This window comes from Xanthobacter versatilis (assembly GCF_043193975.1).
Taxonomy (GTDB): domain Bacteria; phylum Pseudomonadota; class Alphaproteobacteria; order Rhizobiales; family Xanthobacteraceae; genus Xanthobacter; species Xanthobacter autotrophicus_E.
On the sequence record NZ_JBAFVB010000004.1, the window covers coordinates 109,706 to 134,265 of the forward strand.

Here is a 24,560-nt window from a genome sequence, read left to right on the forward strand (position 1 = left end):
TCACATCCCCAGCACGGTGCGGGCAATGATGGTCTTCTGGATCTCGTTGGCTCCGGCATAGATGGTCACCACGCGGCGGAAGAGGTGGCGCTCGGCCCAGCCTGCCGCCTGCGTGGCGGCCGCCCCCGCTTCCCCATTCACCTCACCATGGCTCTGCCGGATGCCCTCTTCGCCGAGCACCTCCATGGCCAGCTCGCTGATGCGCTGCTGCAGCTCGGAGCCGATGACCTTGAGGATGGAGGCTTCCGGCCCCGGCTCGCGGCCGTCGGTCTGGTCGGCGAGCACGCGCAGGACCGTGACCTCCAGGGCGCTCAGTTCCACGTCGAGGGCCGCGAAGCGCCGCTGGAAAACCGGATCGTCGAGGACGGTGCCGCCCGCCGGCCCACTCATCTGCCGCGCCAGTTCCTTCAGCCGGGTGAACTCACGCCGCGAGCGGTGGACCTGGGCGTTGTTGGTGCGCTCGTGGCTGAGCAGGAACTTGGCATAGGTCCAGCCCTTGTCGATCTCGCCGATGAGGGCGTCGTCGGGCACGAAGACGGCGTCGAGGAAGGTGGTGTTCACCGAGTGGGCGCCGTCGATGGTGATGACCGGCTGCAGCGAGACGCCCTTGGCCGTCATGTCGACGATGAACAGAGACAGTCCGGCCTGGGGCTTCGCCTGCGGATTGGTCCGCGCGAGGCAGATCATGTAGTCCGCGAAATGGCCTTCGGTGGTCCAGGCCTTGGCGCCGTCGATGACATAGCCGCCCTCCACCTTGCGCGCCGTGGTCTTGAGGCTGGCAAGATCCGAGCCTGCATTGGGCTCGCTGTAGCCCTGGCACCAGAAGGTCGCGCCGGAGCGGATGCCCGGCAGGTAGGCCTCTTTCTGCGCCTGCGAGCCGAAGGTGTAGAGGGTGGGACCCACGAGATAGACGCCGAACACGCTCAGCGGTGGGGCATCGGCGTCCGCGCATTCGGCCTCGAACAGGAAGCGCTGGATGGGGGTCCAGCCCGGCCCGCCATAGGCCTGCGGCCAGTGGTGCGCGGCCCAGCCCTTGGCGTCGAGAATGGCATTCCAGCGGGCCATGTCGGCGCGCGAGAGATGGATGCCGGCCCGGACCCTGGCGGCAAGATCCGCGGGCAGATTGGCGGGGATGAAGGCCCGTACCTCGGCGCGAAACGCCTGTTCCGCATCGCTGAAGAAGGTGTCCATGGCAGCCTCTCAGGGGATCAGGATGAGCGAGCCGGTGGTGGTGCCGGCTTCAAGGCGGCGATGGGCCTCGCCCGCGTCCGCCAGCGGCAGGCTGAGCCCGACGGTTGGAGCCACAGCGCCGGAGGTGACCATGGCGAACATCTCGTCCGCGCCGGCCTGAAGGTCTGGCAGGGTGCGCAGATGGGCGAACACGCCGGGCACCGCCACCGCGAGCGAGCGTTGCGGCCCGAGGCGCGCCAGCTCCACCGCGCCCAGCGGCTCGCCCACCTGGCCGAGATTGACCGCAAGGCCGAACGGCTTCAGGCAGTCCAGCGACTTCAGCAGCACGTCGCCTCCCAGCCCCTCATAGACCACGTCCACACCCGCCCCATCGGTGAGGCGGCGGGTTTCGGTCGCGAAATCCTGCTCCTTGTAGAGGATCACGTCGCAGCAGCCGGCCCGGAGCGCGTGCTCGGCCTTCGCCGGCGAGCCCACCGTGCCGATCACCCGCGCGCCCAGCGCCTTGGCCCATTGCCCGAGGAGGAGGCCGAGGCCGCCGGCCGCCGCGTGCACCAGCACGGTGTCGCCGGTCGCGACCCGCCGCACCCGGGTGAAGAGCATGTGGGCCGTCATGCCCTGAAGCATGAGGGCGGCCGCCGCCTCGAACGAAATGGCGTCGGGCAGCTTCACCAAAGCGGCCTCCGGCAGCACGCGGGCGCTGGCATAGGAGCCCACCGGAGGCCCCGCATAGGCCACCCGGTCGCCGGCCCTGAGGCGCGTCACGCCCGGCCCCACCGCCTCGACCACGCCGGCGGCTTCCACCCCGATGGCGCCCGGCAGGTGGGGAATGGGGAACACGCCCCGGCGATGGTAGATGTCGATGAAATTGATGCCCACCGCATGCTGGCGCACCAGCACCTCCCCGGCGCCCGGCGCCGGCAGATCGACCTCCTGAAGGACGAGGGCATCGGCCGCCCCGTAGGCGGCGATCCGGACCTCGTGCGCACGGATACTCACGCTCATGCCTCCCGCTGGCCTCTTCGAGCAAACACGCGGCGGCGATGCGCCGCTTTGCCCGTTGCACCTGAGGGAACGGGAGAAGCCGGCGGCAAACAACGTGCTCATTGGTCCGTCCGGAAGACCAAAGCGGGTTTTGACGGCGGGCGGGCGGCCCTGCGAAATCGATGTCGATCCGCGCCGCCCACCGGCGGCGCTTGAGCGAGCGTGCCCATGTCCCGTTCCACCTCCCCCGTGCCCGCCGCTGCGCCCACAGCCGTGTTCGACCTCACCGTGCCGGAGCTGTTGCGCCTGCGGGCGCGGGAGGCGCCGAACCGCCTCGCCCTCTCCGCCCATTCCGCGAGCGGCCATCGCGACCGGCTCACCTATGCCCAGCTGGTGGAGCGCATGGAGGCCATGGCGCGGGGGCTGGCGCGCCTCGGGCTGGGCAGGGGGGATCGCGTCGCCGTCCTGTTGGGCAACGAGGCGGGCCGCGAATGCATCCTCACCGCCCTCGGCGCGCTGCGCCTTGGTGCCGCCGTGGTGCCGCTCAACACCCGCTATGCGGACGAGGAACTGGCCCACGCGCTGGCGCTGGTGGAGCCTGCGGCCGTGGTGACTACCGCTGAAGGCGCCGGCCGCCTCGCCCGGCTGGCGCCGGCCCTGCACACCCTTGTGGTGGAGGGCGCGCAGATCGATACGGAAACGAGCCTTTGGCCGGAGCCCGAGCGCGAGCCGCCGGGCATCGCCCCACACGATCCCGCCGACGGCAGCCTGCTCGCCTGCCTGCTCTTCACCTCGGGCACCACGGCGCGGGCCAAGGCGGTGATGCACGACCACCGCTCCATGATCGGCGCCGGCCTCAGCTGCAGCGCCGCGCTGGGGCTGAGCGAGGCCGATCTCTACCAGGGCGGCTGGCCGTTCTTCACCTCATCGGGGCTTAATCTCGGCTGCATGTCGAGCTGGGTGGCTGGCGGCGGCTTCGTGTTCGAGGAGCCGCTGGACAATGGCGGACGGCTGCGCCTCGTCGCCCGCGAGCGCTCCACCTTCCTGCACGGCGTGCCCTCGGTGATCCATTTCATGATCGAGGAATATGCCAAGGGCGCCTACGATGTCTCCAGCCTGCGCCGGGTGGGCTATGGCGGCTCCGCCATGCCGGCGGAAGTCATCCGCAGGATCAACGCGGCCTGGCCCGGCGTGGAGCAGGTGCAGATCTACGGCATGACCGAGAGCGGCCCGGCCGGCGCCCGCCTTGAGCCCGCCGACATGTGGCGTAAGCACGGCTCCGTGGGCGTCGCCATGCCCCATTGCGAGATCGCCATCGTGGACGAGGACGCTGCCCCCCTGCCCGCCGGCGCGACGGGAGAAATCCTCATCCGCGGGCCGGGCGTGGGCAAGGGCTACTTCCGCAATCCGGAGGCGACGCAGGCGGCGTTCCGAGCCGGCGGCATCCTCACCGGGGACGTGGGCCATCTCGATCCGGAAGGCTATCTCTACTTCACCGACCGCAAGAAGGACGTGATCAACCGCGGCGGGCTGAAGATCGCCTCGGTGGCGGTGGAGCAGGTGCTCTACCGCTTTCCCGGCGTGCTGGAAGCGGCGGTGGTGGCCATCGCCCATCCCCATCTCGGCGAGGACGTGGCCGCCTGCATCGTGCCGCAGCCGGGGGTCCACCTCGACCTCGACGAGATCGCCCGCTTCTGCGCCGATAAGCTGGCGGACTATGAGCGCCCGCGCCACTGGCTGGTGCTCGACGCCCTGCCCAAGAACCCCATGGGCAAGGTGCTGAAAACCGAGTTGCGCCAACGGTTCGAACCGGCTCCGGCGTGATGGACCAGACAGCCGCGCTCAGGCGCCGCGGAGGCTTCAACCCACGCGGTGGAAGAAGGCCCGCACTTCGGCGGCGGCCCGGTCCGGGTTCTCGTAATGGACGAAATGGCCGAGGCCCTCAGCCACCGAGGCCTCAAGATCGAGGAAATACTCCGGCAGCCGGTCCATCCATTCCGACCTGAGCACGGGATCGCGGTCGCCCCAGAACACCCGCGTGGGCACGGTGATGGGCGCCACCGGCGGGGCCTCCCCCTTCATGAGGGCGAGGCGGCCCGCGCGCATGCTCAAATACCAGTTGAAGCCGCCCTGCAGATTGCCCGGCTTCATGAAGTTGTCCACCCAGCGCTCCAGCACGTCGTCGAACGTGTGGGGATCGGCGGACCAGTGGCGTAGGAAGTGTGAGAAATACTGCCGGCAGGCCTCGCGCGATGACCCCACCATGGCCGCCGCCCACGGCAGGCAATGGAAGCTGTGGTACCAGATCTCGCGGATATGGTCGGGCTCCGCCCAGCGCCGGCCGATGCCCGGATAGGGGCAGTTGAAGAAGAACAGGCCGCGGAACCGCTCCGGATGGCTGCGCCCCAGGGACTGGCCCACCACGGCGCCCACATCGTGGGAGACGAGGCCCACCGGCCCCTCAAGCCCGAGCCCGTCGAGAAGGGCGATAAGGTCGGCGGCGAGCAGGTCCGCGCTCACCTTTTCGCTGGGGCCGGCATCGGGCTTCTGGGTATCTCCGAAGCCGCGCAGGTCCGGGGCGATGACGTCGAAATCGGGCGCGAGCCGCGCCATCAACGGCTCCCACACCCCGCTGAATTCCGGCCAGCCGTGCAGCAGGACGAGGGGCCGCCCCCGCCCGGCCCGAAGATAGTAGATATCCAGCCCGCCGGCCTGGATGCGATGGGAGGCGGGAGCATCAGGTTTCCGCATGGCCTCAGCCGGTCCGCGCGGCGCGCTCGGCCTGGATCGTCGCCACCGACTTTCCGGCGACGGCGAAGTCCGCATTGGCGAAATCCTGCACCATGATGCGCACCTGATCGGGCCGGCACTCCAGCGTGCGGCACAGGGCGTCGGTCACCTCCCGGTACATGTCGTCCTTCTGGGCCTGCGTCCGGCCTTCCAGCAAAACCACGTTGACGATGGGCATGGGGCACCTCCGCCCCGGAGTTCACCGTTTCCGGGCCCGCTCGAACAAGCCGGCTGCTGGTCTGGCGAGGAGACATCTCGCTCCTGCCCGAGCGTGCCGTTGCCCGCAGCGCAGGCGGAACCCGCACGCGGGAGGCGAAGTGGTCTTATCCGTGGCCCAGCCAATCCCTTGCCCGCCGGGCGCCACGTGACATCGTTGGCAAAAGACATGCGAGCCCCGGACGGCGCCAACCGCCGGAGCATCGCCACAAAACACGGTTCCACGTGTCATCATCCGGGAGGAAACCCATGCCCAGCGACGGACTTCGCCGCCCGCCTTCCTGTTCCCGCCGGGGACTTCTCGCCCTCGCCGCCGTGCTGTTCAGCGCCGGCACGGCACTGGCCCAGGCCCCCGCAGCGACGAGCGCACCAGCCACCATATCCATCGGCTGCGTGCTGCCGCTGTCGGGCGGCTCGGCCTCGGTGGGCAACCAGATCAAGGCCGGCACCCAGATCGCGGTGGACCAGATCAACCGCGAGGGCGGCATCAAGTCCATGGGCGGGGCAAAACTTGCGGTGCTGTTCGGCGACAGCCAGTCCAAGGCCGACATCGGCGTGACCGAGACCGAGCGCCTGATCACCCGCGAGAATGTCGCCGCGCTGTGCGGCGCCTTCAACTCGGCGGTCACGTTCCCGGCCACCGAGGTGGCGGAGCGCTACAAGACCCCCTGGGTGGTGCTCGGCGCGGTGAAGGACGAGATCACCGAGCGCAATTTCAAATATGTCTTCCGCATCAACAACAAGGCGAACTACGACGCGCGCGAGCAGGTCGACGCCATTGATTTGCTCGCGCAGGAGAGCGGCAAGAAGCCGAAGACCATCGCGCTCATCTATGAGGGCTCCGACTGGGGCCGCTCCCACGCCGCGAACATCAAGAAGTTCGCCGCCGAGTGCGGCTACGCCGTGGTGCTCGACGAAGCCGCGCCGCCCAACCAGGTCGACTTCTCCAACCAGTTGCTGAAGGTGCGCGCGAGCCGGCCCGACGTGCTCATCGTCGCCTTCTACACCCCCGATCACCTGATCCTGTCGCGCCAGCTGATGGACCAGCGGCTCGACATCCCCTTCGGCGTGCATTCGGTCGGCGGCGGCACCGAGGACCCGGCCTTCTACAAGGCCATCGCGCCCCGCGCCGTGGATTATTACTTCGTGCAGGAAGACTTCCAGATCGACATCGTCGAGGCCACCAAGGATCCGGCCATCCTCGATGCCGACAAGCGATCCAAGGAAATGCTGGGCTACGGCCTCACCGCCTATTCGGCCCAGGGCCTTGCCACCATCTATGTGATCCGGGATGCGCTGGAGCGCGCCGGCAGCGCCGACCGCGAGAAGCTGCGCGACGCCCTCGCCGCCACCGACATCGCCGCAGGTCCCGCCCTTGCCGCCGGCTACCAGCGCATCAAGTTCGATGCCCAGGGCCAGAACACCTTCGCCCACGGCGTGATCTCGGAGAACCTCGGCGGCAAGCGCCGCACCGTGTGGCCGAAAGACAACCGCCTGCCCGACACCAAGCCCGTGTGGCCGGTGCCGGAGTGGTCCAAGCGACCCAATTCCTGACTTCCGGGCTCCCTCGACGGCGCAGCCCGGACCAGGCCTCCGGTGCTGCGCCGCCCTTTTTCCCCCGCTCGGAGCGTCTCGCGTCCATGGATCCCCTCATCCTGTCTTTCGCCGTGGTCAACGGGCTGCTGCAGGGCGGCATCTACGGCGGCATCGCGCTGGGCCTCAGCCTGATCTTCGGCGTGCTGCGCGTCGTGAACTTCGCCCACGGCTCGTTCCTGATGCTGTCGCTTTATCTGTCGTTCTGGTGCTGGTCGCTCCTTGGAATGGACCCGTACCTGAGCGCGCTCGTCACCGTCCCCGCCATGTTCGCTCTCGGCTACCTGGTGCAGCGTCTCATCATCTCCCCGCTCATCGTGCGCGAGCGGGCGCTGGTGGTGGAGCCGCTGTCCGCGCTGCTGCTCACCTGCGGCATCTTCCTGGTGGTGGATAATCTTGCGCTCATGGCCTTCGGGCCGGACGTGCGCTCGGTTCAACTGTCCTATTACATGCCCTCTGTAATGCTGGGGCCGATCCCGGTGGACACGCCGCGGCTGATTGCGGCCGCCTCATCCATCGGCGTCGCGGTCGCGGTGTCGATGTGGCTGCGCTATTCCCATCTCGGCCGGGCCATCCGCGCCACGGCGCAGAACCGCGATGCCGCCGCCATGTCCGGCATCGACGTGCCGCAGGTCTATGCGGTCACCTTCGGCCTCGGCTGCGCCATCCTCGGCCTGTTCGGGGCGCTGATCGCGCCGTTCATCCCGGTCAATCCGCAGATCGGAGTCGCCTTCGGAATCAAGAGCTTCATCGTGGTGGTGCTGGGCGGCATGGGCTCGCTGCCGGGCTCCATCATCGGCGGGCTGGTAATCGGCGTGTTCGAGGCGGTCGCCTCGCAATTCGTCACTGCCACCTCGGCCGCCATCTTCTCCCTCGGCCTCTTCATCCTCGTCCTGCTGGTGCGCCCGGCGGGCATCATGGGCAGAGCATGAGCGTCACCCCCCATCCCCATCCCGTTCCCCTCACCCGGACGACATCCCCCATGGGCTTCTCCCGCGGCGGCATCGCCCTCGCAGTGCTGAGCGGCGCCGCGGCCCTGCTGCCGCTGGTGACGGCCGACAGCTTCCTCATCCACTCCGCCATCATGGTGCTGTTCTTCGCCTACATGGCCACGTCCTGGAACTTCCTGTGTGGCTATGTGGGACAATTATCCCTCGGCCACGCCATGTTCAGTGGCGTGGGCGGCTATGTCTCGGTGCTGCTGTTCACCACCTACGGCGTGTCGCCGTGGATCGGCATGCTGGTGGGCGGGCTGGTGGCAGCCGCGCTCTCGGTGCTCATCGGCTATCCCACCTTCCGCCTCAAGGGGCCGTATTTCGCGCTAACCACCATCGCCTTTGCCGAGATCGTGCGCATCTGGGTGGAGAATACGGACAGCTTCCTCGGCTTCCGCATCAAGGGCGCGGAAGGCCTGGTGGTGCCCGGCGTCGGCGGCGACAGCTTCTGGGCATTCCAGTTCTCGGGCAAGACGGCTTATTACTACATCATCCTTGCCATGCTGGCGCTCGCCATCCTCGCCACCATGGTGATGGAGCGCTCCAAGCTCGGCTATTGCCTGAAGGCGATCCGCGGCGATCACGACGCGGCGGAGGCGCTGGGCATCTCGCCCACCCGCTACACCCAGGCGGCCTTCGCCATCAGTGCCTTCATGACGGCGCTGGGCGGCAGCTTCTATGCGCAGTTCTTCCGCTACATCAATCCGGAGCGGAACATGGGGCTCGAACTGTCCATCGACATGGCGCTCATGAGCATCATCGGCGGCCAGGGCACCCCCTTCGGGCCACTGGTCGGCGCGCTGCTGCTGATGCCGCTGGGCGAGATCAGCCGCGGCTATCTGGGAGGCCAGTTCCTGGGACTTCACCTCGTCATCTACGGCGTCGTCCTGATGATTACAGTGCTTTACTTCCCCAAGGGCCTGATTGCCCCCATCACCGCGCTGGCGAACCGCCTGTTCGGACGCGGGGGCCGCCCATGAACGCGCCCCTGCTCTCGGTGGAGGCCATCTCCAAGCGCTTCGGCGGCCTGCAGGCAGTCAAGGACCTGTCGTTCCGGCTGGAGGAGGGCGAGATCCTCGGCCTGCTCGGCCCCAACGGTGCCGGCAAGACCACAGCCTTCAACATGATCGCCGGCTTCTTCCGGCCGGACGAGGGGCGCGTCCTCTTGGCCGGAAGAAATGTCGCCGGGCTCAAGCCCTGGGACATCTGCAAGGCCGGCATCGGGCGCACCTTCCAGCTCTCCAAGCCCTTCGGCGACCTCAGCGTGGTGGAGAATTTGATGGTGGGGGGCTTTGCCCGCTCCTCCGACCGCCGCCGCATCCGCACCAAGGCGGAGGAGATCGCGGTCTTCCTCGGCCTCGAAGCCAAGGCGGAGACCGAAGCCCACAACCTCACCGCCTTCGACCGGCGCAAGCTGGAGCTGGGGCGGGCACTGTCCACCGAACCGCGCCTGCTGCTCATGGACGAGGTGGTGGCCGGCGCCACGCCGAGCGAGGCGGTGGAGATGGTTGCACTGGTGCGCCGCGTGCGCGAGCGCGGCGTCAGCGTGCTCATCGTGGAGCACGTCATGAAGGTCATCATGGCCCTGTCCGACCGCGTGCTGGTGATGGATCGCGGCGCGCTCATCGCCGACGGGCGGCCGCAGGAGGTGGTGACGTCGCCGGACGTGCTCAAGGCCTATTTCGGAGAGCGCTATGTCGTCCCCCTCGCTTAAGGTCAAAGGCCTGCATTCAGGTTATGGCGACATCCGGGTGCTGCGCGGCGTGGACATCGAGCTGCCACCGGGCGCCGTGGTGGCGCTCATCGGCGCCAACGGGGCCGGCAAGACCACCCTGCTGCGAACCATCTCCGGCCTCGTGCCGGTGTCCGCCGGCAGCGTGGAGATCGGCGGCACGCCCATCACCGCTTTGCCCTCGCACCGGGTGGTGGAGGCCGGCTTCGTGCAGTCACCGGAAGGCAAGCAGCTGTTCTCCGGCATGAGCGTGATGGAGAACCTCATGGTCGGCGCCCACGGACGCCGGGCCCATGCGCGGCGCCACGAGACGCTGGAGGAGGTGTTCGACCTCTTCCCCATCCTCAAGGAGCGGCGCAGCCAGATCGCCTCCACATTGTCGGGCGGCCAGCAGCAGATGGTGGCGGTGGGCCGCGCGCTCATGGCCCTGCCGAGGGTGCTGGCGCTGGATGAGCCGTCGCTGGGCCTTGCGCCGATCATGGTGGATCGCCTGTTCGAGAGCATCGCCCGCATCAAGGCGCGCGACCTCTCCATCCTCATCATCGAGCAGAACGTGTTCCAGGTGCTGGAGATGGCCGACTACGGCTATGTGCTTGAAAACGGACAGATCTCCCTGTCCGGCACCGGCCCGGACCTGCTCGCCGACGCGCACCTGCGCGCCACCTATCTCGGACTGTGAGCGAGGCGTTTCCATGAGCATCGAGAACGGCCACCAGGACGGCCACAGGGGCAAGGTGGCGGTGGTGACGGGGGGCGGCTCCGGGCTTGGGCTCGCCTGCGCGCGGCGCCTCGCCAGCCAGGGCTTCCGCGTCCATGCCCTCGGCAAGGATCTGGAGATCGACCTGGAGACGGAGCCGGCGGCCGCAGGCAACGATGCCGCCTTCAGCTTCACCGATTTCGACGTGACGGACGAAGCCGGCGTCCTCGCCTTCGCCTCGCGGCTCGATGGCGTGGACGTGCTCATCAACGCCGCGGGCATCATCCTGCACGACATGGCGGAATATGCCCCGGCGGGCTTTCGCCGGGTGATCGACGTGAACCTCAACGGCAGCCAGCTGATGGCCTGGTCGCTGCACGATCACCTCAAAGCCCGCAAGGGCTGCGTGGTGAACTTCGCCTCCATGTGGTCCACCTTCGGATCAGGCCGCAACCCGGCCTATTCGGCGAGCAAGGGCGCGGTGCTCCAGCTCACCCGGTCGCTGGCGGTGGGCTGGGCGGCGGATGGCATCCGCGTCAACGCGGTGGCGCCGGGCTGGATCAAGACTCGCATGTCGGTGAACGCCATGAGCGATCCCGTCCGCGCCGAGCCCATCATGCGCCGCATCCCGCTCGGCCAGTGGGGCGAGCCGGAGGACATCGCGGCGGCGGTCAGCTTCCTCGTCTCCCCCGAGGCCCGCTACGTCACCGGCGCCATGCTTCCGGTGGACGGCGGCTATTCCATCTCCTGAAAAATCCGCGAGAAGCCCGCCATGCCATCGCCCAATGAAACGCCGTCCTTCTCCCATCTGCGGGACAAAGCCCTGCAGCTGCGCCGCAACATGCTGATCCAGGCCGCCGGCAAGGGGCAGGGTTATCTCGGACAGGGGTTCGGCCTCGCCGAATTCTTTGCCGCCCTGTATTTCCACGAACTGAACTTCGATCCCAAGTACCCGCAGGCGCCGGACCGCGACCGTTTCTACATGTCCACCGGCCATTACTCGATCGCCCTGTGGGCGGTGTTCGCCGAGATCGGCCTCATCCCGAAGGACACGCTCACCACCTACGGCGCCGACGAGAGCCCGCTGGAAATGAGCACCATCGAAGGCCACGTGCCGGGGGTGGAGATGACCGGCGGGTCCCTCGGCCACGGCCTCGGCATCGCGGCGGGGGCGGCGCTGGGCCTGCGGATCCAGCACAATCCGGCGCGGGTGTTCGTGGAGATTTCCGACGGCGAATTGCAGGAAGGCTCCACCTGGGAAGCCGCCACGGCGGCCAGCGCCTTCCGCCTCGATAACCTCGTCTGCTTCAACGACTGCAACGGCATCCAGGCCGACGGCGCGCTGGTGGTGCCCATGGAGCCGGTGGCCGACAAATGGCGCGCCTTCGGCTGGGACGTGCAGGAGGTGGACGGCAACGCGCTGGAGGAACTCATCGGAGCCATGCACTGGGCCCGCGCCCGCCGCGGCAAGCCGAAAGTCATCGTCATGCGCACCCGGCCGGGCCGGGGCATCGCCCGCCTCGAAGCCCGCGAGCAGGCCCATTTCATCCGGGTCGAAGGCAACGAATGGGACACGCTCGGGCGTGAACTGGAGCTTGAAAATGCTTAAGGGCCGCACTCTGGGCATGGGTGAGCTGGAAGCGGTGGAGAACCGCGCTTCAAAGCTCGCCCCCTTCGCCACCGGCGCCATCGCCGCCCAGGAGGCGCACGGCGACGTGGTGGTGCTCACCGCCGATCTCGGCAAATACACCGACACCTACCCGTTCCGCGACCGCTTTCCGGATCGCTTCTACAATGTGGGCATGGCGGAGCAGGCTTTGGTGATGGTGGCGGCAGGGCTCGCCCGTACCGGGCTTTCGGCCTATTGCACCACCTATGGCGCCTTCGCGACGCGGCGCGCCCACGATTTCCTCGCCATCGCCTGCGCCCATGGCGGGGCGAACGTGAAGATGTTCGCCGGCAATCCCGGCCTCACCACCGGCTATGGCGGCACCCACCAGGCCATCGAGGACCTCGCCCTCATGCGGGCGGTGCCCGACATGACGGTGATCGACCCGTGCGATGCCACCGAGATGCAGCAGATCGCCGAGCAGGCCCGCGAGATGGAGGGCACGGTCTATTGCCGCCTGCTGCGCGGCAACGTGCCGGTGGTGTTCGATCCCGCCACCCACCGCTTCGAGCTGGGCAAGGCGAAGCGCATCGGCTCCGGCACGGATATCGGCTTCATCTCCACCGGCTTCATGACCGAGCGCTGCCTCGACGCCGCCGCCAGCCTCGCGGAGCTGGGCATCAAGGCCTCCGTCCTGCACTGCGCCACCATCAAGCCGTTCGACACCGAGGCCGTGGCCGCCTTCGCCGCCTCGGTGGACAAGGTGGTGACCGCCGAGAACCATGTGCTCGTGGGCGGGCTTGCCTCCCTGGTGCTCGATGCCCTCTACGCCAACGGGGTGATGAAGCCCCTGCTCAAGATCGGCATTCCCGACCGCTTCATCGAATGCGGGTCCATCCCCTATCTGCAGACCCGCTATGGCCTCACCGCCGCGCGGGTGCGCGAGCAGGTGGCGCAGTGGCTCGGCGCCGGCGCGCAGGCGGCGGAGTAGCACCATGCGCGAACTCAAGGTGTTCGGCGCCCCCGGCCTCTATGTGCAGGGCCCCGGCGCGCTGCGCGAACTCGGCCGCCTCATTGCCCCGGTGGGCTCCCGCGCTTTGCTGGTGTCGGACCGCATCATGAGCGGCATGCTCGCGCCGCGCATCGCCCCGCTGCTGGAGGCGGAGGGCATCGCCTTCGCCGCCACCGGCTTCGACGGCGATGTCACCCACGCCAATGTCGATCGGATGGTGGCGGACGGCACGCCGCTGGCGCCGGACGTGGTCATCGCTGCCGGCGGCGGCAAGGGCATGGATGCGGGCAAGGCGGTGTGCCGCGCCTTCGGCGCCCGGCTGGTGAGCCTGCCCACCGCCGCCTCCAACGACGGCCCCACCAGCCGCAACTTCGTGTTCTATGACGACCATCACAAGCTGCTCTCGGTGGAGAAGCTGGTCCGCAATCCGGACCTGGTGCTGGTGGATACCGACCTCATCATCAAGGCGCCGGCCGCCCTGCTGGTCTCTGGCATCGGCGATGCGCTGGTGAAGCGCTTTGAGGCCGAGCAGGCGGTGGGCGCCGATGGCCCCAACATGTTCGGAGCACGGGCGACGCTCGCCTCCCTCACCCTCGCGCAGCGCTGCGACGAGGTGCTGCGGGCGGACGCCGTGGCGGCCCTCGCCGCCGTGCGCTCAAACCGGCCGGGACCGGAATTCGAGCGGGTGATCGAGGCCTGCTTCCTGCTGGCCGGCCTCGGCTTCGAGGGGTCGGGCCTGTCCATCGCCCACGCCATGACGCGCGGCCTCTCCGCGATCCCGGCCACGGCGGCGACCCTGCACGGCTGCCAGGTCGCCTATGCCCTGCTGGTGCAGCTCATGCTGGAGCGCCGGCCGCCCGAATTCATGGCCGAGCAGTTCGCCTTCTACCGGTCGGTGGGCCTACCCGTCAGCCTGCGCGACCTCGGGCTGGCATCCGCCGCCCGTGCCGACCTGGAGGTGATCGCCGAGCTGAGCCACCGGGCGCCGCACACGAAGAACTTCGAGCGCGCCCTCACCCCCGCCGACTTCGTGGATGCGATGGAGCAGCTGGAGGCCATTGGTCTTATGTGATCGCCCCCAATCAATCGCGACGGGGATGTCCCGTTGCCGCGGTGCCGGCGAGGTCCGGCGGGAACAGGCCGGCCTGGAAGCAGGTGCTCATGTGCTCCACCTTGGCGATGGCCCGCGCCGCCGCCACCGGCTCCAGCACGTGGGTCGCGGTGTCCTTGAACAGGGCGACCCAGCGCACGAAGTGCTCGGGCTTGAGCTGCAGTGGAATGTGCGCCGCGAACGGCATGCCGGAATAGCGCGTGGTGCCGAGCAGTGTTCGCGACCAGAAATTCTGCACGATCTGGTAGTGGCCTTCCCAATCCGGGATGGCACGAGCGAAGACCGGCCCCAGCACCGGATCGGCCGAGGCTTTGGAATAGAACGTCTTCACCAGGCGCATGAGGTCATCCTCGGACACCCTCATGTCGGCGCCGGGCTGCTCGCCATGGCCTGAAAAGCCTTCGGCCCGGTCGGCGACGAGGGCCGCGATCTCGGGCGCGGCCTGGGCGGTGCGGTTCTCCACATTGAGCGGCGGATTGAACCGGCCGACGATGTCGCTCAGCGTATGGGCGCGCACCCTCGCCAGTGCGCGTTCCATGACGAACAGCGTGTCGACCAGCGCGGCCTCGTCCGGGTTGGCGGCACGGAACGCGGCGACCGCCTCGGCCAGGTCCGCCCCCTCGCCGGCATAGACCGGATAGAGACTGGCACCGACGCGCTTCGTCAGGATGAAAAGGCCGGGCCTGCCGGGTGCCGCATCAACCGCCACGAAGGCATAGCCGCCGAAATCGGCCGTGCCGGCGCCTGCGGCCGGAAGCTTCAGCGCGGAAACCATGTCGGGACGGCTGCCGGCTTTCTGGCCGGCGGATGGCAGGGGTGCCGAGGCAGTCATGGGGACGGATCCTCTTGAAGGGTGTGCATCGCAACGCCGTCACGACAGGACGCCGTTGCGCGGGCGCGCGTCATTGCACAGGCCATCTGCCGCGCGCTCCGGCTTGAGCCACCCAGAGACGGGCGCGCGACACGGGCAGGCGATCTTGCTCAGGCCTTGTCCTCGCCGTCGGATGGCTTGGGCGCTTCCTTGGACGCTTCCATGGGCGTTTCAACGGGCGTTTCAACGACGCGCAGCTTCGGGCCTCCGGGGCGCGCCAAAGCGGAGGGGCGCTGCGACCCCGTCTTCTGCCATGGCGGACGGATGCGAATGGTGGTTCTGGGAACGATGCGCGCCATGATCGGCGTATTGCCTTTGTCCCACTTCATGCAAGCGCCTCACGAGCAGGGCCTTGGAACGGCGCCGCGCGGTCTCGCTACCCCATATCGGGCCGGACGCTGTCGTCGTCGCCATAGGAATACAGCTATATCCCAAGGGTACGAACGCTATCGGTCTATTGCAAGGTTGAACGCGGCCACAAGACGCTCAATCTTTAGCCTTGTCTACATTTTCAGCATAGTTGATCCACGCCCATGCCCCATGGAGCGACGGCGCCATGGGAGCCGACAATTGTTCGGCGGCGCCTTGATGAACATCATGGATGGCAGGTCTTCGAGAGGCCAGCTCAGCGCAATCTCGATCATCCGCGTCAGCTCGCCGCCGGCTGGCTGTAATCCGCCGCCGTCCGATCATGGCCGAATGGCCGCCGCCGACGTTTCGGCGCCCCTTGGCCCGCTGAATTCGATGCCCACGTCGGTCCGGCCGTGACGGGGCTGCTGCCGAAAGACACCACGGCCGCCAAAGTCGCTCCACCTCGCCACCCGGCTCAGGGTGCGCCCCGAGCCGGGTCTATGCCGTCTCGGGCCACCCTCACATGGCGGGGATGATGGCGATGTCGCTCACCGTGCCATCGAGGCCGGACACCTTCCCCGCGCTCGTCGCCTTGCCGGTGGCGAGATCCACGCGGTACAGCATGGTCCCGGCCATCAGCCAGCCTTCATTGGCACCGGCGTCCGCCGCCACGATGTCGAAGGCGTAGCCTTTGCCTTCCACGCCGATCGCGCCCACCGTGTTGAGGATGCCGTCATTGGGCGGCGCCTGCTTCACCAGCAGGCCCAGCTTGCCGTCGATGTCGTAGAGCGCGGTTTCCTTCACGCCCTTCATGGAATTGGTGTAGGCGCCGGCCACGATGGCCGCCGGCTTGCCCGTGTGCTTGTCGGCATCGGCGAACTTCAGCATGCCGTCGCGCACCACCTTGCCGTCGTCCACATTGGCCCGCAGGTTGGTGCCGTCGGTGCCGATGACGCGCAGGCGGTCGGCGACCGGGTTGAAGTCCACGGTCGCGGCGGTGCCTGAAGGCAGCATGGTCTCCAGCTTCGCCTTCACCGTGGCGGTGCCGCTCACCGGGTCGATGGTGGCCACCGTGCCGTCCTCGAACAGGCCGTAGAGCTTGCCATCCGCCGGGCGTACGTCGATGCCCAGCAGCTTGCCGGAGACGCCGGACACCTTCATCGGAGCGGCGGCCTTCAGCGCCTTGGCGTCCACCACGGCGATGCGGTTGCCATTCATCAGCGCCACCATGGACTGGGCCGAGGCGGCCGCGGGCGCCGTCATCGCGCCGGCGAGGGCGACCATCATGAGCGTGCTCTTCATCTCGTTCTCCTGCTGTCGCTCCGACCATCGCGGCCGGGTCGGAGCGGCTACACGCGGGCCTGCCGAACGGATGCAGCGATGTTGAGAATTATTTCATCAGACGCATCCGCCGTTCCTCGAGCGCCGTAACGGAAGGCAGGTCCACAGCAACGCGGAAGGCTGAGCAGGCGATGGCGGCGATGACATCGAGCGCCACGCGGATCGATCCGGATGCGCTGGCGCGTGCGCTGGAGGGCTGCGCGCGCGGCGACCATGCCTGCCTGCGGGAGATTTATGACAAGATCGCGCCGCAGATGACGGGCGTCGCGATCCGCCTGCTGCGCCGGCGCGATCTGGCCGAGGACGTGGTGCACGACACATTCGTGCGCATCTGGGAGAAGGCGGCGACGTTCGATCCCGCCCGCGGCAGCGCCGTCACCTGGATGTTCGCGATCCTGCGCCACCGCGCGCTCAACGTGCTGCGCGCCGAGGGCCGCACCGACCTCACCGACGATTTCGAGCCCCTGGCCCTTGCCAGCGATGCGCCCGACGCCGAGGCGGTGGTGTGCGCCCTGTCGGAGGCGGGCGCGCTGCGGCGCTGCCTGGAGCGGCTCGATCCGCCGCGCCGCGTCGCCATCGTGCTCGCCTATACGCGTGGCCTCAGCCATGGTGAACTGGCGGGCCGCATGGGCATTCCCCTCGGCACCGCCAAATCGTGGATCCGCAGGAGCCTGCTTGCGCTCAGGGAGTGCATGGCATGAGCGAGGATCTCGACGCCCGCGCCGGCGAATATGTGCTCGGGCTGCTCGACCATTCGGAAGCCGAGGCCTGCGCGGCACGCCTTGTGGCCGATCCCGCCTTCGCCAGGGCGGTGGAGCACTGGCGCGCCCGCCTCGCCGAATTCGATCTTTCCGCTCCCGCGCAGGTGCCCTCGGCCGCGGTCTGGGCGCGCATTGCTGCTGCCACCGCGCGGCCGGCCGCCGCCCCCTCGCCCGCCCGCACCGCGCAGCCGGCATCCGGCTGGCGCCTGGCGCTGGCCGCCGCGTGGGAGAGCCTGCCGGTGTGGCGCGGCATCGGCATGGGGGCCGCGGCGGCAACGCTGTTGCTCGCCATCGGCCTCGGCTTCCAGATGCGCGAGACGGCGCGCGCGCCGGTGCTGGTGGCCGTGCTGCTGTCCGATGACAACCGGCCGGCCGCGGTGGTCAATACCTTCAGGGACGGCCACGCCGAGCTGGTGCCGCTCGCCGCTCTGCGGGCGCCGGAGGGCAAGGCGCTCCAGGTCTGGACCCTGTGGGATCGGGCGCGCGGTCCAGTGTCGGTGGGCTTGGTGGACGCCCTGCGCAGCCTCGACCTGCAACTGAAGGGCCTGCCCACGGCGGTGCCGGAGCAGCTCTTCGAGGTGACGCTGGAACCAGCCGGCGGCTCCCCCACCGGCCGCCCCACCGGCCCCATCCTGATGAAAGGCACCGCCAGCCGCGCGCTGTAAGGGGCCGGCGGCTGCCTTCGCCTGTCGCTTGGCATCTCAGGGGGAGAAAGTTCGCCATCGAGGGGCGGGCCTGTCCGCCGGGCGCCTGCATTTGCCGGCTGTGCGGGTCGCGAACCAGTTTATGACCGAGGCGGCGCGCCTAGACGATGCAATGTGCCGGGATATCAATCCCACCTACACGCGAACGCCCGTCGAATTCGCTGGAATTGGCCGCTCAGCGTCAATCGTGAAAGACGCTACCAGACTCGTCAAATCATCAAATCGCCGCCCACAGCCTTCTTACGCGATTGGGGCGCGGGAATTTCTTGACTTGGGAGGAGAGCTATGCGAGCGTGACAGTAGAGAGCAAATCTCTCTATAGAAAAACCGAGGCCTTGCAGGGCCTCGGCTTCTATGATCCGCAACTGCCTACGAAGCCTTGCGGAAGGTCGTGTTCACACGCGCAATCATGCGCATTCGCGCCCTTTTGTCAAGCTTCGTAGGCCTCTTTAAAAGAGGTTTAAAATGAAGAGTGACCCCCGCAGCCCCTCCCCAAAACTCACGTTCGAAGATGCCGTGCGCATTTGGCCCCGGCATTGGAAGGGTGAATTTCAGAACCGAATCGCATCCGATTTCGACGTGAACCCCGGTCGCGTTAACGAAGTGCTCAAGGAGCGCAAGTTCATCGGAAGCAAGGAAGAGGCGCTGAAGCGCTTCGGCAAGCCTTCCTGATATCAGGAAGCTCAGAAAAGCCCGGCTTAGGCCGGGCTTTTTTGGTTCGCAGCCTTCGTTCCGGCCGGGAACCATCGTAACTCGGTCGGCCCTGGCGCCACCTTGTCCCAGACGAACCATGCATAGGCTACGGTGCCGGATCCGGCTTGCACGGCACCTTTAGGGTAAAACGTGATCCGCTCGGAAAAAACCCACACACGCGTCGGCGGCGTCGTGGCGAAAAGCGAACGCTGACGAGCGGCGCCCTCAAGAAAGGCGAGACGGAGTAGAAGGCAAACCTTCTGGCTAGCCAACTCCAAGCCGCGTGCAGCGAACCCTTCGGCGCTGTGATAGGGTGGATTTGTAATGATGTTTGCGGCTCGCTGCGATGCCGTAAGGAAATCAATACCTGGCGCGCCATAGCCACGGTCTACGATATCGCTGCTCACCACATCGCGGCCGGTCTCTGCCAGCACCTCCGACATGGCGCCATCGCCGCAGGCAGGCTCCCAAATATTGCCCTCAAACACCTCATGCCTGATCAGCGCACGCGTTGCCCAAGCAGGCGTTGGATAGAAATCGGGGCCGTCCAGATCAACGCGACGTTTCATCGTCGGCTGCGCGGTGCGGTTCAAGTGATAAGTCGCATCCATCGCTAATCCATACTCTAAATTCGCTAATTCGGATGGGCCGGACCGTTCACCAAATCGCTGCATACGGCTCATGATGCTTGTTCGCCCCCTACGCGCGAGGCGATAGCGGGTGCGGTCCACCGACCGACAAAAGGTGGACACCGGGGAGGATTGAAATCGATGCACCACGGTCAACATATTGAAAATAAATGTAAATTTCAGAAAGAATGGTGCGGGCGGTCGGACTCGAACCGACATATCCGTAAGGACGGCGGATTTTGAGTCCGCTGCGTCTACCAGTTCCGCCACGCCCGCAGGGCGGCCCCGCGAAGGCTCAGGCGCCTTCGCGGCAGGCTTCGCCGCTTGCGTTGCTATAGCGGCAAGGCGCTCGGCCGGCAACCGGGCGCCGGGGGCCATCTACCGCCGGCTCACGCCCCCCGTGGCACGAAATCGGAGCGCCAGGCGCCGGGCAGGCGCACCACGCTGCGGATGGCCGCCCGCGGCAGGCTCAATCCGCGCCGCTCCACCGTCGCGGCTTCCGGCGCCAGCGCGGCGAGATAGTCCGCCGCCCAGCGGTCGATGTCGCGAGCCTCCAGCACCTGCATCATCCGGGCATAGCGCTCGCGCCGCTCCGCCAGCGGCATCTCCAGCGCCCGGCGCAGGGCATTGGCCATGCCTTCCGTGTCGTGCGGGTTCACGATGAGCGCGCCCGTGCCCATCTCGGCCGCCGCCCCGGCGAACTGGGACAGGATGAGCACGCCGGGATCGGCGGGGTCCTGCGCCGCCACAAACTCCTTGGCGACAAGGTTCATGCCGTCGCGCAGCGGCGTCACCATGGCCACGTGGGCGGCCCGGTAGAAGCCCGCGAGCGCCGAGCGCGAATAGGTGCGGTTCACATAGCGCAGCGGGGTCCAGGACACGTCGGAATAGGCGCCGTTGATCTGCCCGGCCTTGTGGGAGACGTAGCGGTCCATCTCCTGATATTCCGGCACGTCGGTGCGGCTCTTGGGGGTGATCTGCACGAAGGTGACGCGCTCGTGCCAGTCGGGCTGGGTCTTCAGGAAATGCTCATAGGCCTCCAGCCGGTTGGGGATGCCCTTGGAATAATCCAGCCGGTCCACGCCGATGATGAGCTTCTTGCCCACGAGACTGTCGCGGAACGATTTCACGAAGGCGGCGCGGCTGGCGTGCCGCGCCCGCCGGGCAAAGGCCGCGGTCTCGATGCCCACCGGGAAGGTGCCGAGCCTGACCCGCCGCCCGCCGATATCGACGCCGGTGCCGTCGGGCGTCAGCTGGCCGCCGCGGATCTCCAGGTAATGGGCGAAATTGTCCCGGTCGCCCTCGGTCTGGAAGCCGACGAGATCGTAATAGGCCAGCGCGCCCACGGTCTCGCCGTGCTGCGGCAGGGCCTGGACGATGTCCGACGGCGGCATGGGAATGTGCAGGAAGAAGCCGATGCGGTTCTTGTGGCCGCGCTCGCGCAGATATTTGGCGAGCGGCATCATGTGATAGTCGTGGATCCACAGGATGTCGTCGGGGCGGATGATCTTCTCCAGGTGATCCGCGAACATGCGGTTCACCCGGATGTAGCCCGACAGATCCGAGCGGAAGAATTCGGAGAGATCCACCCGGTAGTGCAGCACCGGCCACAGCACCCGGTTGGCGAAACCGTTGTAATATTCCTGATGGTCCTCGGCCTTCAGGTCCACCACCGCATAGGTGATGCCGGCCTTGCGCGTCACTTCCGGGATTTCCGACGGTTCCGGGCAGATGCGCCCGCTCCAGCCGAACCAGATCCCGCCCTTGTCCTTGAGCGCGGCGTTGACCGCCACCGCCAGTCCGCCGGCCGTGACCCCCGAGCGCTGGGGGACCGCCACACGATTGGATACGACCACGATGCGAGACACGAGGGTCACCTCCGTCGTTGCTGCGGCACCGCCGCGAGGTGGGTGAGGAAAGCCCGGACCGACCGGGGATCGGCAAGCATCCCCTGGGTGCCCGGTCGCGGCGAACCGACCGCAAGGGCAAGGCCCCCGCGCGCGGCGACGGCGCTAAAGCCGGCCTCGTCGGTGACATCGTCGCCGATGAAAACGGGTATGCGCCCGGCAAACGGGGCGCGGGCCATGAAATCCGCCACTGCCGTGCCCTTGTCGAGGCTGGCGGGCTTCACCTCGAACACGCAGTGGCCAGGCATCAGACGCACATCCTGCCGCGCGCCGAGGAGCTCCAGCAGCGCGCGCTTGAGAGATGGCGCAGCATCGGGCGCGGCGCGGTAATGAACCGCGATGGCGGTGCCCTTGTCCTCGGCGAACACGCCGTCGAACCCGTCCGCCACCTCTTTCACCGCGTCGGCAAGTGCGGTGTCCAGCGCCGGCGCGGAGAGGATCCTGCCGTCGGGCGCAAGCCGCATCTGGGCGCCATGGCTGCCCGCAGCGGCGAAGCCGAACGGGTACAGCAGAATGTCGAGGGCCTGGATGGTCCGCCCGCTGACGAGGGCCAGCGCGCCGTCGGCCTGCTCCGCCAGCGCGGCCAGAAGCTGCGGGAGATCCTCGGGAACCTCCACGGCGTCGGGGTGGTCCGCGATGTCGATCAGGCTGCCGTCCACGTCGAGGAAGAAAGCATGGGTGTCGGCGCGTACGCCCGCGCAGGCCGCCGGGAACGGCGCGTCGGGCCGGTGCCCCTCGAACGCCTGTCCGGCCGAAGCTTCACGGGTCGCGGACGGGTGCAGTTGGGTCAGCACAAACCATCTCCTTATCCCATTACAGTCATCTCAACGCTCAAGCCCTCGCCATGGTTCCCCCGCATGTTTGACGCAATGCCGCCATGCCTGCGCAAACTGCGGCAGAACATCGGAACCGGAACCGTCGCAGGGCGTTCGATACACGGTTCAGGAGAACGCTCGATGCTCGGATGGCACAGGCAGACGACCGCTGAAAAGATCAGCAGCCGGATCGCGGCGCTGAAGGACGAACTGGATGATCTCCAGGACGCCCTGTGGCCCAGAGCGGGCGGATTGCAGCGGATGGCGTCGGAGGCCCAGGACTGGATTTCCGAACGGGCTGACGATTTGCGGGACGATTTGAAAAAGGTGCATCTGCCCAGGGTACGACTTCCCGACGTGCAGCTGCCCGCTGTCGATATGACCCGGATGGGTTTGCCCGACGTGCGGCGGCAGATGCCGACCTCATCCTCGGTGGCGGTGATCGCCGCTGCCGTGGTAGTGGGCGCTGGCGTGGGCTGCGTGCTATATGCCCTAACGTCGAGCGGCAAACGCCGCCCGGCATCCTTCGCGCCGAAGGGCACCTCTCGCTCGGCGTCGCAGGTGGTAAAGTGATTTGGACCGAGACCCGGCCTGATGCCGGGATCAGGCAAGGGAGAACATGATGAAAGCGGCTCTCATTGTGTGCGCGCTGGCGCTGGGGCTGGCCGGCTGCAGCGAATATTCGCGGCAGGACCGGGCCGTGGGTGGCGCGGCGATCGGCGCCGGCACGGGCGCGCTCATCGGCGCCGCGGCGACGGGCACGGGCACGGGCGCCCTGGTGGGCGGCCTGATCGGCGCCGGCACCGGCGCCATCATCGGCGCCGAGACCACCCCGCGGGCCTGCTGGGCGCGTGACGCCTACGGCAACCGCTACCGGGTGCAGTGCCCCTGAGACGGGGGTCCGTCCGCATGATGAAAGGGGCGCTTCGAGCGCCCCTTTTTTCGTATTGGGCCAGCCGGCGACTGTGGACGAGGGCGGCGGATCAACGCGGCATTTACCTTAAGGCGCCACAAAGAAGGCACTCCAAGCAACTTTAGGGCGGGCCCGCAGCAGCGGACCCGCCCTTTCTTTTCACTGTTCGAAGGTCGGCGAAGGCGCCTTTATCAGGACGTGCGCCCCCGGCGCATCAGGCCCGCCACGGCGGAAATCACGAACAGCACGATCGCCACGAAGAAGATGATCTTCGCAATTTCGATGGCCGTTCCGGCAATACCGCCAAAGCCAAGAACCGCCGCGATCAGTGCGACGACGAGGAATGTAACCGCCCAGCTCAGCATTTCAGTTCTCCATGTCTGGTGAGATCGCCCTGTGGGCGGTCCCGCGACGAAGATAAGCAAAGAACCAACCGGATCTTGTCCTGTCCTTGCCCTGTCTTCGTGCGCCACTTGCCTCAAGCACTTGCACATCCAACGGCAGAGCTGGGCAATGGGTTCCCGTCCGGACGCGAAAGTGAGGCCGCGACCTGCTGGAACCAAAGGCGCGATGGCGCGTTTCAGGACAGACCGAGAGACATGAGTGGAGGAGCGGCATGAGCGATCCGCAGAACAGCTGGCCTGCCAGCGCGGCACCCCACGGCTATGACCGAACCGAGTTCCGCCCCGGCGAAAGTCGCAGGGATTATCCGCGCCGGCCCCACGTGCTGGATGAGGAAACCCGCCTGTTGCGTGAGGCCGAAGCGGCCCTGGAGGGTGACGATCGCCGGCTCGACATCGACATCGACCTGGCGGGAAGTGACGGCGAAGGCGACCGGACGCCGGACGGCAAGGAACGCCCCTCCCGCCTCTATCGGGAATAGGCAGGCCGGAGCTACCCGGCCTGCGGCCGCGCGGCCGGCTTCGACCATCCATTCTAATCAATTGTCATATTGCAACGCACGCGGGCGGATGTCAGATGTGGAAACCGCCCGCGTCTGTCCAGAAGAACCGCCATGCGAACGGCACGCCCTGAAGGCCCCCTCGATACCCCCATGACGACGCACCACCAGAAAGAGGCCAGCGGCATGCGAACGCCTCACCGTCGCGACATCTCCGCACGGCAGGACCTGTTGGGCCGTGAGCTTCGCCAATTGTTCGACGACTACACCCAGGAAGACATGCCCGACGACCTGAAGAAGCTCGCCGAGCAGCTTCAGGCCGCGTTCGAAGGGCGCGGCGACGACGAGCCCGAGCCGGTTGAGAACGGCAAGGACGAAGCCGAGGCCGCTGCCGGCACGCCCGGTACCGACGGCGCCAACGATGGCGCCAAGCGCTAAAGGCACGGCTTTCGTCCCGAACGGGTCATGCTGGCTGCCGCGATGACGAACCCGGGGAACGCCCGGGTTCGATTGGGCTTAAGGCCATCGGGAAACGAGGCGCCGCCTCCCCGATCCTCGCGGCGCATCGCGTCCCCCCTTCCTGCCCCCTGACGCAATCCAGCTCACGTCCAGCTGAAACGCAGTTCCAGCCCCTCCCGCTGGGCTCGCGCCCTGACGCGCCCCGTAAATCGGGCTGACGGCGCGGCAGTGCCGCTGGGGCATGGCGCGCGCGCGCCCCATCCCATCGCGGATTTCACCCCTACTTTC

At 67.7% G+C, this 24,560-nt stretch carries 28 protein-coding genes and 1 tRNA gene; 17 read left to right on the forward strand and 12 right to left on the reverse strand.

From position 1 onward, the window contains the following. Positions 1 to 1,191 carry an acyl-CoA dehydrogenase family protein gene (locus tag V5F66_RS10235; RefSeq protein WP_394093789.1) on the reverse strand — a complete coding sequence of 397 codons (1,191 nt, stop codon included), beginning with the start codon at positions 1,189 to 1,191 and terminating at the stop codon, positions 1 to 3. Positions 1,192 to 1,200: 9 nt separating this feature from the next. Then, positions 1,201 to 2,193, reverse strand: a complete 993-nt coding sequence (locus tag V5F66_RS10240; protein ID WP_394093790.1) for a quinone oxidoreductase family protein — start codon at positions 2,191 to 2,193, stop codon at positions 1,201 to 1,203. 207 nt (positions 2,194 to 2,400) lie between these two features. Here V5F66_RS10240 and V5F66_RS10245 point away from each other — a divergent pair, with 207 nt between their 5' ends. Beyond that, on the forward strand, positions 2,401 to 3,996 hold the full coding sequence (locus V5F66_RS10245) for a class I adenylate-forming enzyme family protein (protein WP_394093791.1): 1,596 nt from the start codon (positions 2,401 to 2,403) through the stop codon (positions 3,994 to 3,996). Positions 3,997 to 4,032: 36 nt separating this feature from the next. Here V5F66_RS10245 and V5F66_RS10250 read toward each other — a convergent pair whose 3' ends face one another. Together V5F66_RS10250 and V5F66_RS10255 are read right to left on the reverse strand one after the other, a co-directional pair. Continuing rightward, the gene (locus tag V5F66_RS10250) at positions 4,033 to 4,923 is read right to left on the reverse strand and encodes an alpha/beta fold hydrolase (protein WP_394093792.1); all 891 of its coding nucleotides are present in this window, start codon (positions 4,921 to 4,923) and stop codon (positions 4,033 to 4,035) included. A gap of 4 nt (positions 4,924 to 4,927) precedes the next feature. Further along, entirely contained in the window at positions 4,928 to 5,140 is a 213-nt protein-coding gene (locus tag V5F66_RS10255) for a tautomerase family protein (RefSeq protein ID WP_394008739.1), read from the reverse strand. 287 nt (positions 5,141 to 5,427) lie between these two features. Here V5F66_RS10255 and V5F66_RS10260 point away from each other — a divergent pair, with 287 nt between their 5' ends. The 9 genes from V5F66_RS10260 (at position 5,428) to V5F66_RS10300 (ending at position 13,888) form a co-directional block, all read left to right on the forward strand. Then, complete coding sequence (locus tag V5F66_RS10260; RefSeq protein WP_394093793.1) at positions 5,428 to 6,732, forward strand: ABC transporter substrate-binding protein; 1,305 nt, start codon at positions 5,428 to 5,430, stop codon at positions 6,730 to 6,732. A gap of 86 nt (positions 6,733 to 6,818) precedes the next feature. Beyond that, positions 6,819 to 7,703: a branched-chain amino acid ABC transporter permease gene (locus V5F66_RS10265; protein WP_394000888.1), complete on the forward strand. Its 885-nt coding sequence runs from the start codon at positions 6,819 to 6,821 to the stop codon at positions 7,701 to 7,703. Next, complete coding sequence (locus V5F66_RS10270) at positions 7,700 to 8,746, forward strand: branched-chain amino acid ABC transporter permease (RefSeq protein ID WP_394093794.1); 1,047 nt, start codon at positions 7,700 to 7,702, stop codon at positions 8,744 to 8,746. Before V5F66_RS10265 ends, V5F66_RS10270 begins: the two co-directional genes overlap by 4 nt. Next, complete coding sequence (locus tag V5F66_RS10275) at positions 8,743 to 9,480, forward strand: ABC transporter ATP-binding protein (protein ID WP_394093795.1); 738 nt, start codon at positions 8,743 to 8,745, stop codon at positions 9,478 to 9,480. Before V5F66_RS10270 ends, V5F66_RS10275 begins: the two co-directional genes overlap by 4 nt. Then, on the forward strand, positions 9,461 to 10,177 hold the full coding sequence (locus V5F66_RS10280) for an ABC transporter ATP-binding protein (protein ID WP_394093796.1): 717 nt from the start codon (positions 9,461 to 9,463) through the stop codon (positions 10,175 to 10,177). The genes V5F66_RS10275 and V5F66_RS10280 overlap by 20 nt, the downstream gene beginning before the upstream one ends. Before the next feature lie 13 nt (positions 10,178 to 10,190). After that, entirely contained in the window at positions 10,191 to 10,946 is a 756-nt protein-coding gene (locus V5F66_RS10285) for an SDR family NAD(P)-dependent oxidoreductase (protein WP_394093797.1), read from the forward strand. 21 nt (positions 10,947 to 10,967) lie between these two features. After that, positions 10,968 to 11,804 carry a transketolase gene (locus tag V5F66_RS10290; RefSeq protein WP_394093798.1) on the forward strand — a complete coding sequence of 279 codons (837 nt, stop codon included), beginning with the start codon at positions 10,968 to 10,970 and terminating at the stop codon, positions 11,802 to 11,804. After that, complete coding sequence (locus V5F66_RS10295; protein WP_394093799.1) at positions 11,797 to 12,795, forward strand: transketolase family protein; 999 nt, start codon at positions 11,797 to 11,799, stop codon at positions 12,793 to 12,795. Before V5F66_RS10290 ends, V5F66_RS10295 begins: the two co-directional genes overlap by 8 nt. A 4-nt stretch (positions 12,796 to 12,799) precedes the next feature. Further along, a complete protein-coding gene (locus V5F66_RS10300; protein WP_012113737.1) occupies positions 12,800 to 13,888 on the forward strand; it encodes a glycerol dehydrogenase in 1,089 nt (362 codons plus the stop codon). A gap of 10 nt (positions 13,889 to 13,898) precedes the next feature. Here the strand turns inward: V5F66_RS10300 and V5F66_RS10305 are convergent, their stop codons facing one another. From V5F66_RS10305 to V5F66_RS10315, 3 genes are all read right to left on the reverse strand, one after another. Continuing rightward, entirely contained in the window at positions 13,899 to 14,759 is an 861-nt protein-coding gene (locus tag V5F66_RS10305; RefSeq protein ID WP_394093800.1) for a group III truncated hemoglobin, read from the reverse strand. Between the two features lie 149 nt (positions 14,760 to 14,908). Beyond that, positions 14,909 to 15,127, reverse strand: coding sequence for a hypothetical protein (locus tag V5F66_RS10310; protein WP_041575317.1), 219 nt, complete (start codon positions 15,125 to 15,127; stop codon positions 14,909 to 14,911). A 541-nt stretch (positions 15,128 to 15,668) separates the two neighbouring features. Then, positions 15,669 to 16,451 carry a DUF4394 domain-containing protein gene (locus V5F66_RS10315; protein WP_394008724.1) on the reverse strand — a complete coding sequence of 261 codons (783 nt, stop codon included), beginning with the start codon at positions 16,449 to 16,451 and terminating at the stop codon, positions 15,669 to 15,671. Positions 16,452 to 16,630: 179 nt separating this feature from the next. Between V5F66_RS10315 and V5F66_RS10320 the strand changes: the two genes are divergently transcribed. The 3 genes from V5F66_RS10320 to V5F66_RS10330 all read left to right on the forward strand — a co-directional run bounded on the left by V5F66_RS10320 (position 16,631) and on the right by V5F66_RS10330 (position 18,627). Continuing rightward, positions 16,631 to 17,191: a sigma-70 family RNA polymerase sigma factor gene (locus V5F66_RS10320; RefSeq protein ID WP_041576595.1), complete on the forward strand. Its 561-nt coding sequence runs from the start codon at positions 16,631 to 16,633 to the stop codon at positions 17,189 to 17,191. Beyond that, positions 17,188 to 17,916 carry an anti-sigma factor gene (locus V5F66_RS10325; RefSeq protein WP_394093801.1) on the forward strand — a complete coding sequence of 243 codons (729 nt, stop codon included), beginning with the start codon at positions 17,188 to 17,190 and terminating at the stop codon, positions 17,914 to 17,916. Before V5F66_RS10320 ends, V5F66_RS10325 begins: the two co-directional genes overlap by 4 nt. A gap of 504 nt (positions 17,917 to 18,420) precedes the next feature. Further along, entirely contained in the window at positions 18,421 to 18,627 is a 207-nt protein-coding gene (locus tag V5F66_RS10330) for a hypothetical protein (protein WP_394093802.1), read from the forward strand. A 26-nt stretch (positions 18,628 to 18,653) separates the two neighbouring features. On the opposite strand, the gene V5F66_RS10335 is transcribed toward V5F66_RS10330, so the two are convergent. The 4 genes from V5F66_RS10335 to otsB all read right to left on the reverse strand — a co-directional run bounded on the left by V5F66_RS10335 (position 18,654) and on the right by otsB (position 21,978). Next, a complete protein-coding gene (locus tag V5F66_RS10335; protein WP_394093803.1) occupies positions 18,654 to 19,331 on the reverse strand; it encodes a hypothetical protein in 678 nt (225 codons plus the stop codon). 135 nt (positions 19,332 to 19,466) lie between these two features. Beyond that, positions 19,467 to 19,553: transfer RNA gene (locus V5F66_RS10340), tRNA-Leu, on the reverse strand. Between the two features lie 113 nt (positions 19,554 to 19,666). Then, entirely contained in the window at positions 19,667 to 21,145 is a 1,479-nt protein-coding gene (otsA, locus tag V5F66_RS10345) for an alpha,alpha-trehalose-phosphate synthase (UDP-forming) (RefSeq protein ID WP_394053165.1), read from the reverse strand. 5 nt (positions 21,146 to 21,150) lie between these two features. After that, on the reverse strand, positions 21,151 to 21,978 hold the full coding sequence (gene otsB / locus V5F66_RS10350) for a trehalose-phosphatase (RefSeq protein ID WP_394053167.1): 828 nt from the start codon (positions 21,976 to 21,978) through the stop codon (positions 21,151 to 21,153). A 162-nt stretch (positions 21,979 to 22,140) separates the two neighbouring features. Between otsB and V5F66_RS10355 the strand changes: the two genes are divergently transcribed. Both V5F66_RS10355 and V5F66_RS10360 read left to right on the forward strand, forming a co-directional pair. Then, positions 22,141 to 22,572, forward strand: coding sequence for a hypothetical protein (locus tag V5F66_RS10355; RefSeq protein ID WP_394008715.1), 432 nt, complete (start codon positions 22,141 to 22,143; stop codon positions 22,570 to 22,572). Between the two features lie 49 nt (positions 22,573 to 22,621). Next, positions 22,622 to 22,891: a YMGG-like glycine zipper-containing protein gene (locus V5F66_RS10360; protein ID WP_012113747.1), complete on the forward strand. Its 270-nt coding sequence runs from the start codon at positions 22,622 to 22,624 to the stop codon at positions 22,889 to 22,891. A 212-nt stretch (positions 22,892 to 23,103) separates the two neighbouring features. Here V5F66_RS10360 and V5F66_RS10365 read toward each other — a convergent pair whose 3' ends face one another. Continuing rightward, a complete protein-coding gene (locus V5F66_RS10365) occupies positions 23,104 to 23,277 on the reverse strand; it encodes a DUF1328 domain-containing protein (RefSeq protein ID WP_394000914.1) in 174 nt (57 codons plus the stop codon). A gap of 251 nt (positions 23,278 to 23,528) precedes the next feature. Between V5F66_RS10365 and V5F66_RS10370 the strand changes: the two genes are divergently transcribed. Both V5F66_RS10370 and V5F66_RS10375 read left to right on the forward strand, forming a co-directional pair. Beyond that, the gene (locus V5F66_RS10370) at positions 23,529 to 23,795 is read left to right on the forward strand and encodes a hypothetical protein (RefSeq protein WP_012113749.1); all 267 of its coding nucleotides are present in this window, start codon (positions 23,529 to 23,531) and stop codon (positions 23,793 to 23,795) included. A gap of 132 nt (positions 23,796 to 23,927) precedes the next feature. Further along, on the forward strand, positions 23,928 to 24,251 hold the full coding sequence (locus tag V5F66_RS10375; protein ID WP_157048072.1) for a NepR family anti-sigma factor: 324 nt from the start codon (positions 23,928 to 23,930) through the stop codon (positions 24,249 to 24,251). The last annotated feature ends 309 nt before the right edge of the window (positions 24,252 to 24,560 follow it).

Excerpts from the sequence above, each read along its gene's own strand:
- V5F66_RS10290 (WP_394093798.1), top strand. The coding sequence starts at position 10,968 with ATGCCATCGCCCAATGAAACGCCGTCCTTCTCCCATCTGCGGGACAAA.
- V5F66_RS10375 (WP_157048072.1), top strand. The coding sequence starts at position 23,928 with ATGCGAACGGCACGCCCTGAAGGCCCCCTCGATACCCCCATGACGACG.
- V5F66_RS10315 (WP_394008724.1), bottom strand. The coding sequence starts at position 16,451 with ATGAAGAGCACGCTCATGATGGTCGCCCTCGCCGGCGCGATGACGGCG.
- V5F66_RS10280 (WP_394093796.1), top strand. The coding sequence starts at position 9,461 with ATGTCGTCCCCCTCGCTTAAGGTCAAAGGCCTGCATTCAGGTTATGGC.
- V5F66_RS10370 (WP_012113749.1), top strand. The coding sequence starts at position 23,529 with ATGAGCGATCCGCAGAACAGCTGGCCTGCCAGCGCGGCACCCCACGGC.
- V5F66_RS10240 (WP_394093790.1), bottom strand. The coding sequence starts at position 2,193 with ATGAGCGTGAGTATCCGTGCGCACGAGGTCCGGATCGCCGCCTACGGG.
- V5F66_RS10285 (WP_394093797.1), top strand. The coding sequence starts at position 10,191 with ATGAGCATCGAGAACGGCCACCAGGACGGCCACAGGGGCAAGGTGGCG.
- V5F66_RS10275 (WP_394093795.1), top strand. The coding sequence starts at position 8,743 with ATGAACGCGCCCCTGCTCTCGGTGGAGGCCATCTCCAAGCGCTTCGGC.
- V5F66_RS10295 (WP_394093799.1), top strand. The coding sequence starts at position 11,797 with ATGCTTAAGGGCCGCACTCTGGGCATGGGTGAGCTGGAAGCGGTGGAG.
- V5F66_RS10330 (WP_394093802.1), top strand. The coding sequence starts at position 18,421 with ATGAAGAGTGACCCCCGCAGCCCCTCCCCAAAACTCACGTTCGAAGAT.
- V5F66_RS10305 (WP_394093800.1), bottom strand. The coding sequence starts at position 14,759 with ATGACTGCCTCGGCACCCCTGCCATCCGCCGGCCAGAAAGCCGGCAGC.
- V5F66_RS10365 (WP_394000914.1), bottom strand. The coding sequence starts at position 23,277 with ATGCTGAGCTGGGCGGTTACATTCCTCGTCGTCGCACTGATCGCGGCG.
- V5F66_RS10265 (WP_394000888.1), top strand. The coding sequence starts at position 6,819 with ATGGATCCCCTCATCCTGTCTTTCGCCGTGGTCAACGGGCTGCTGCAG.
- V5F66_RS10250 (WP_394093792.1), bottom strand. The coding sequence starts at position 4,923 with ATGCGGAAACCTGATGCTCCCGCCTCCCATCGCATCCAGGCCGGCGGG.
- V5F66_RS10335 (WP_394093803.1), bottom strand. The coding sequence starts at position 19,331 with ATGAGCCGTATGCAGCGATTTGGTGAACGGTCCGGCCCATCCGAATTA.
- V5F66_RS10270 (WP_394093794.1), top strand. The coding sequence starts at position 7,700 with ATGAGCGTCACCCCCCATCCCCATCCCGTTCCCCTCACCCGGACGACA.
- V5F66_RS10235 (WP_394093789.1), bottom strand. The coding sequence starts at position 1,191 with ATGGACACCTTCTTCAGCGATGCGGAACAGGCGTTTCGCGCCGAGGTA.
- V5F66_RS10300 (WP_012113737.1), top strand. The coding sequence starts at position 12,800 with ATGCGCGAACTCAAGGTGTTCGGCGCCCCCGGCCTCTATGTGCAGGGC.
- V5F66_RS10320 (WP_041576595.1), top strand. The coding sequence starts at position 16,631 with ATGACATCGAGCGCCACGCGGATCGATCCGGATGCGCTGGCGCGTGCG.
- V5F66_RS10255 (WP_394008739.1), bottom strand. The coding sequence starts at position 5,140 with ATGCCCATCGTCAACGTGGTTTTGCTGGAAGGCCGGACGCAGGCCCAG.
- V5F66_RS10355 (WP_394008715.1), top strand. The coding sequence starts at position 22,141 with ATGCTCGGATGGCACAGGCAGACGACCGCTGAAAAGATCAGCAGCCGG.
- V5F66_RS10245 (WP_394093791.1), top strand. The coding sequence starts at position 2,401 with ATGTCCCGTTCCACCTCCCCCGTGCCCGCCGCTGCGCCCACAGCCGTG.
- V5F66_RS10260 (WP_394093793.1), top strand. The coding sequence starts at position 5,428 with ATGCCCAGCGACGGACTTCGCCGCCCGCCTTCCTGTTCCCGCCGGGGA.
- V5F66_RS10360 (WP_012113747.1), top strand. The coding sequence starts at position 22,622 with ATGAAAGCGGCTCTCATTGTGTGCGCGCTGGCGCTGGGGCTGGCCGGC.
- V5F66_RS10325 (WP_394093801.1), top strand. The coding sequence starts at position 17,188 with ATGAGCGAGGATCTCGACGCCCGCGCCGGCGAATATGTGCTCGGGCTG.
- V5F66_RS10310 (WP_041575317.1), bottom strand. The coding sequence starts at position 15,127 with ATGAAGTGGGACAAAGGCAATACGCCGATCATGGCGCGCATCGTTCCC.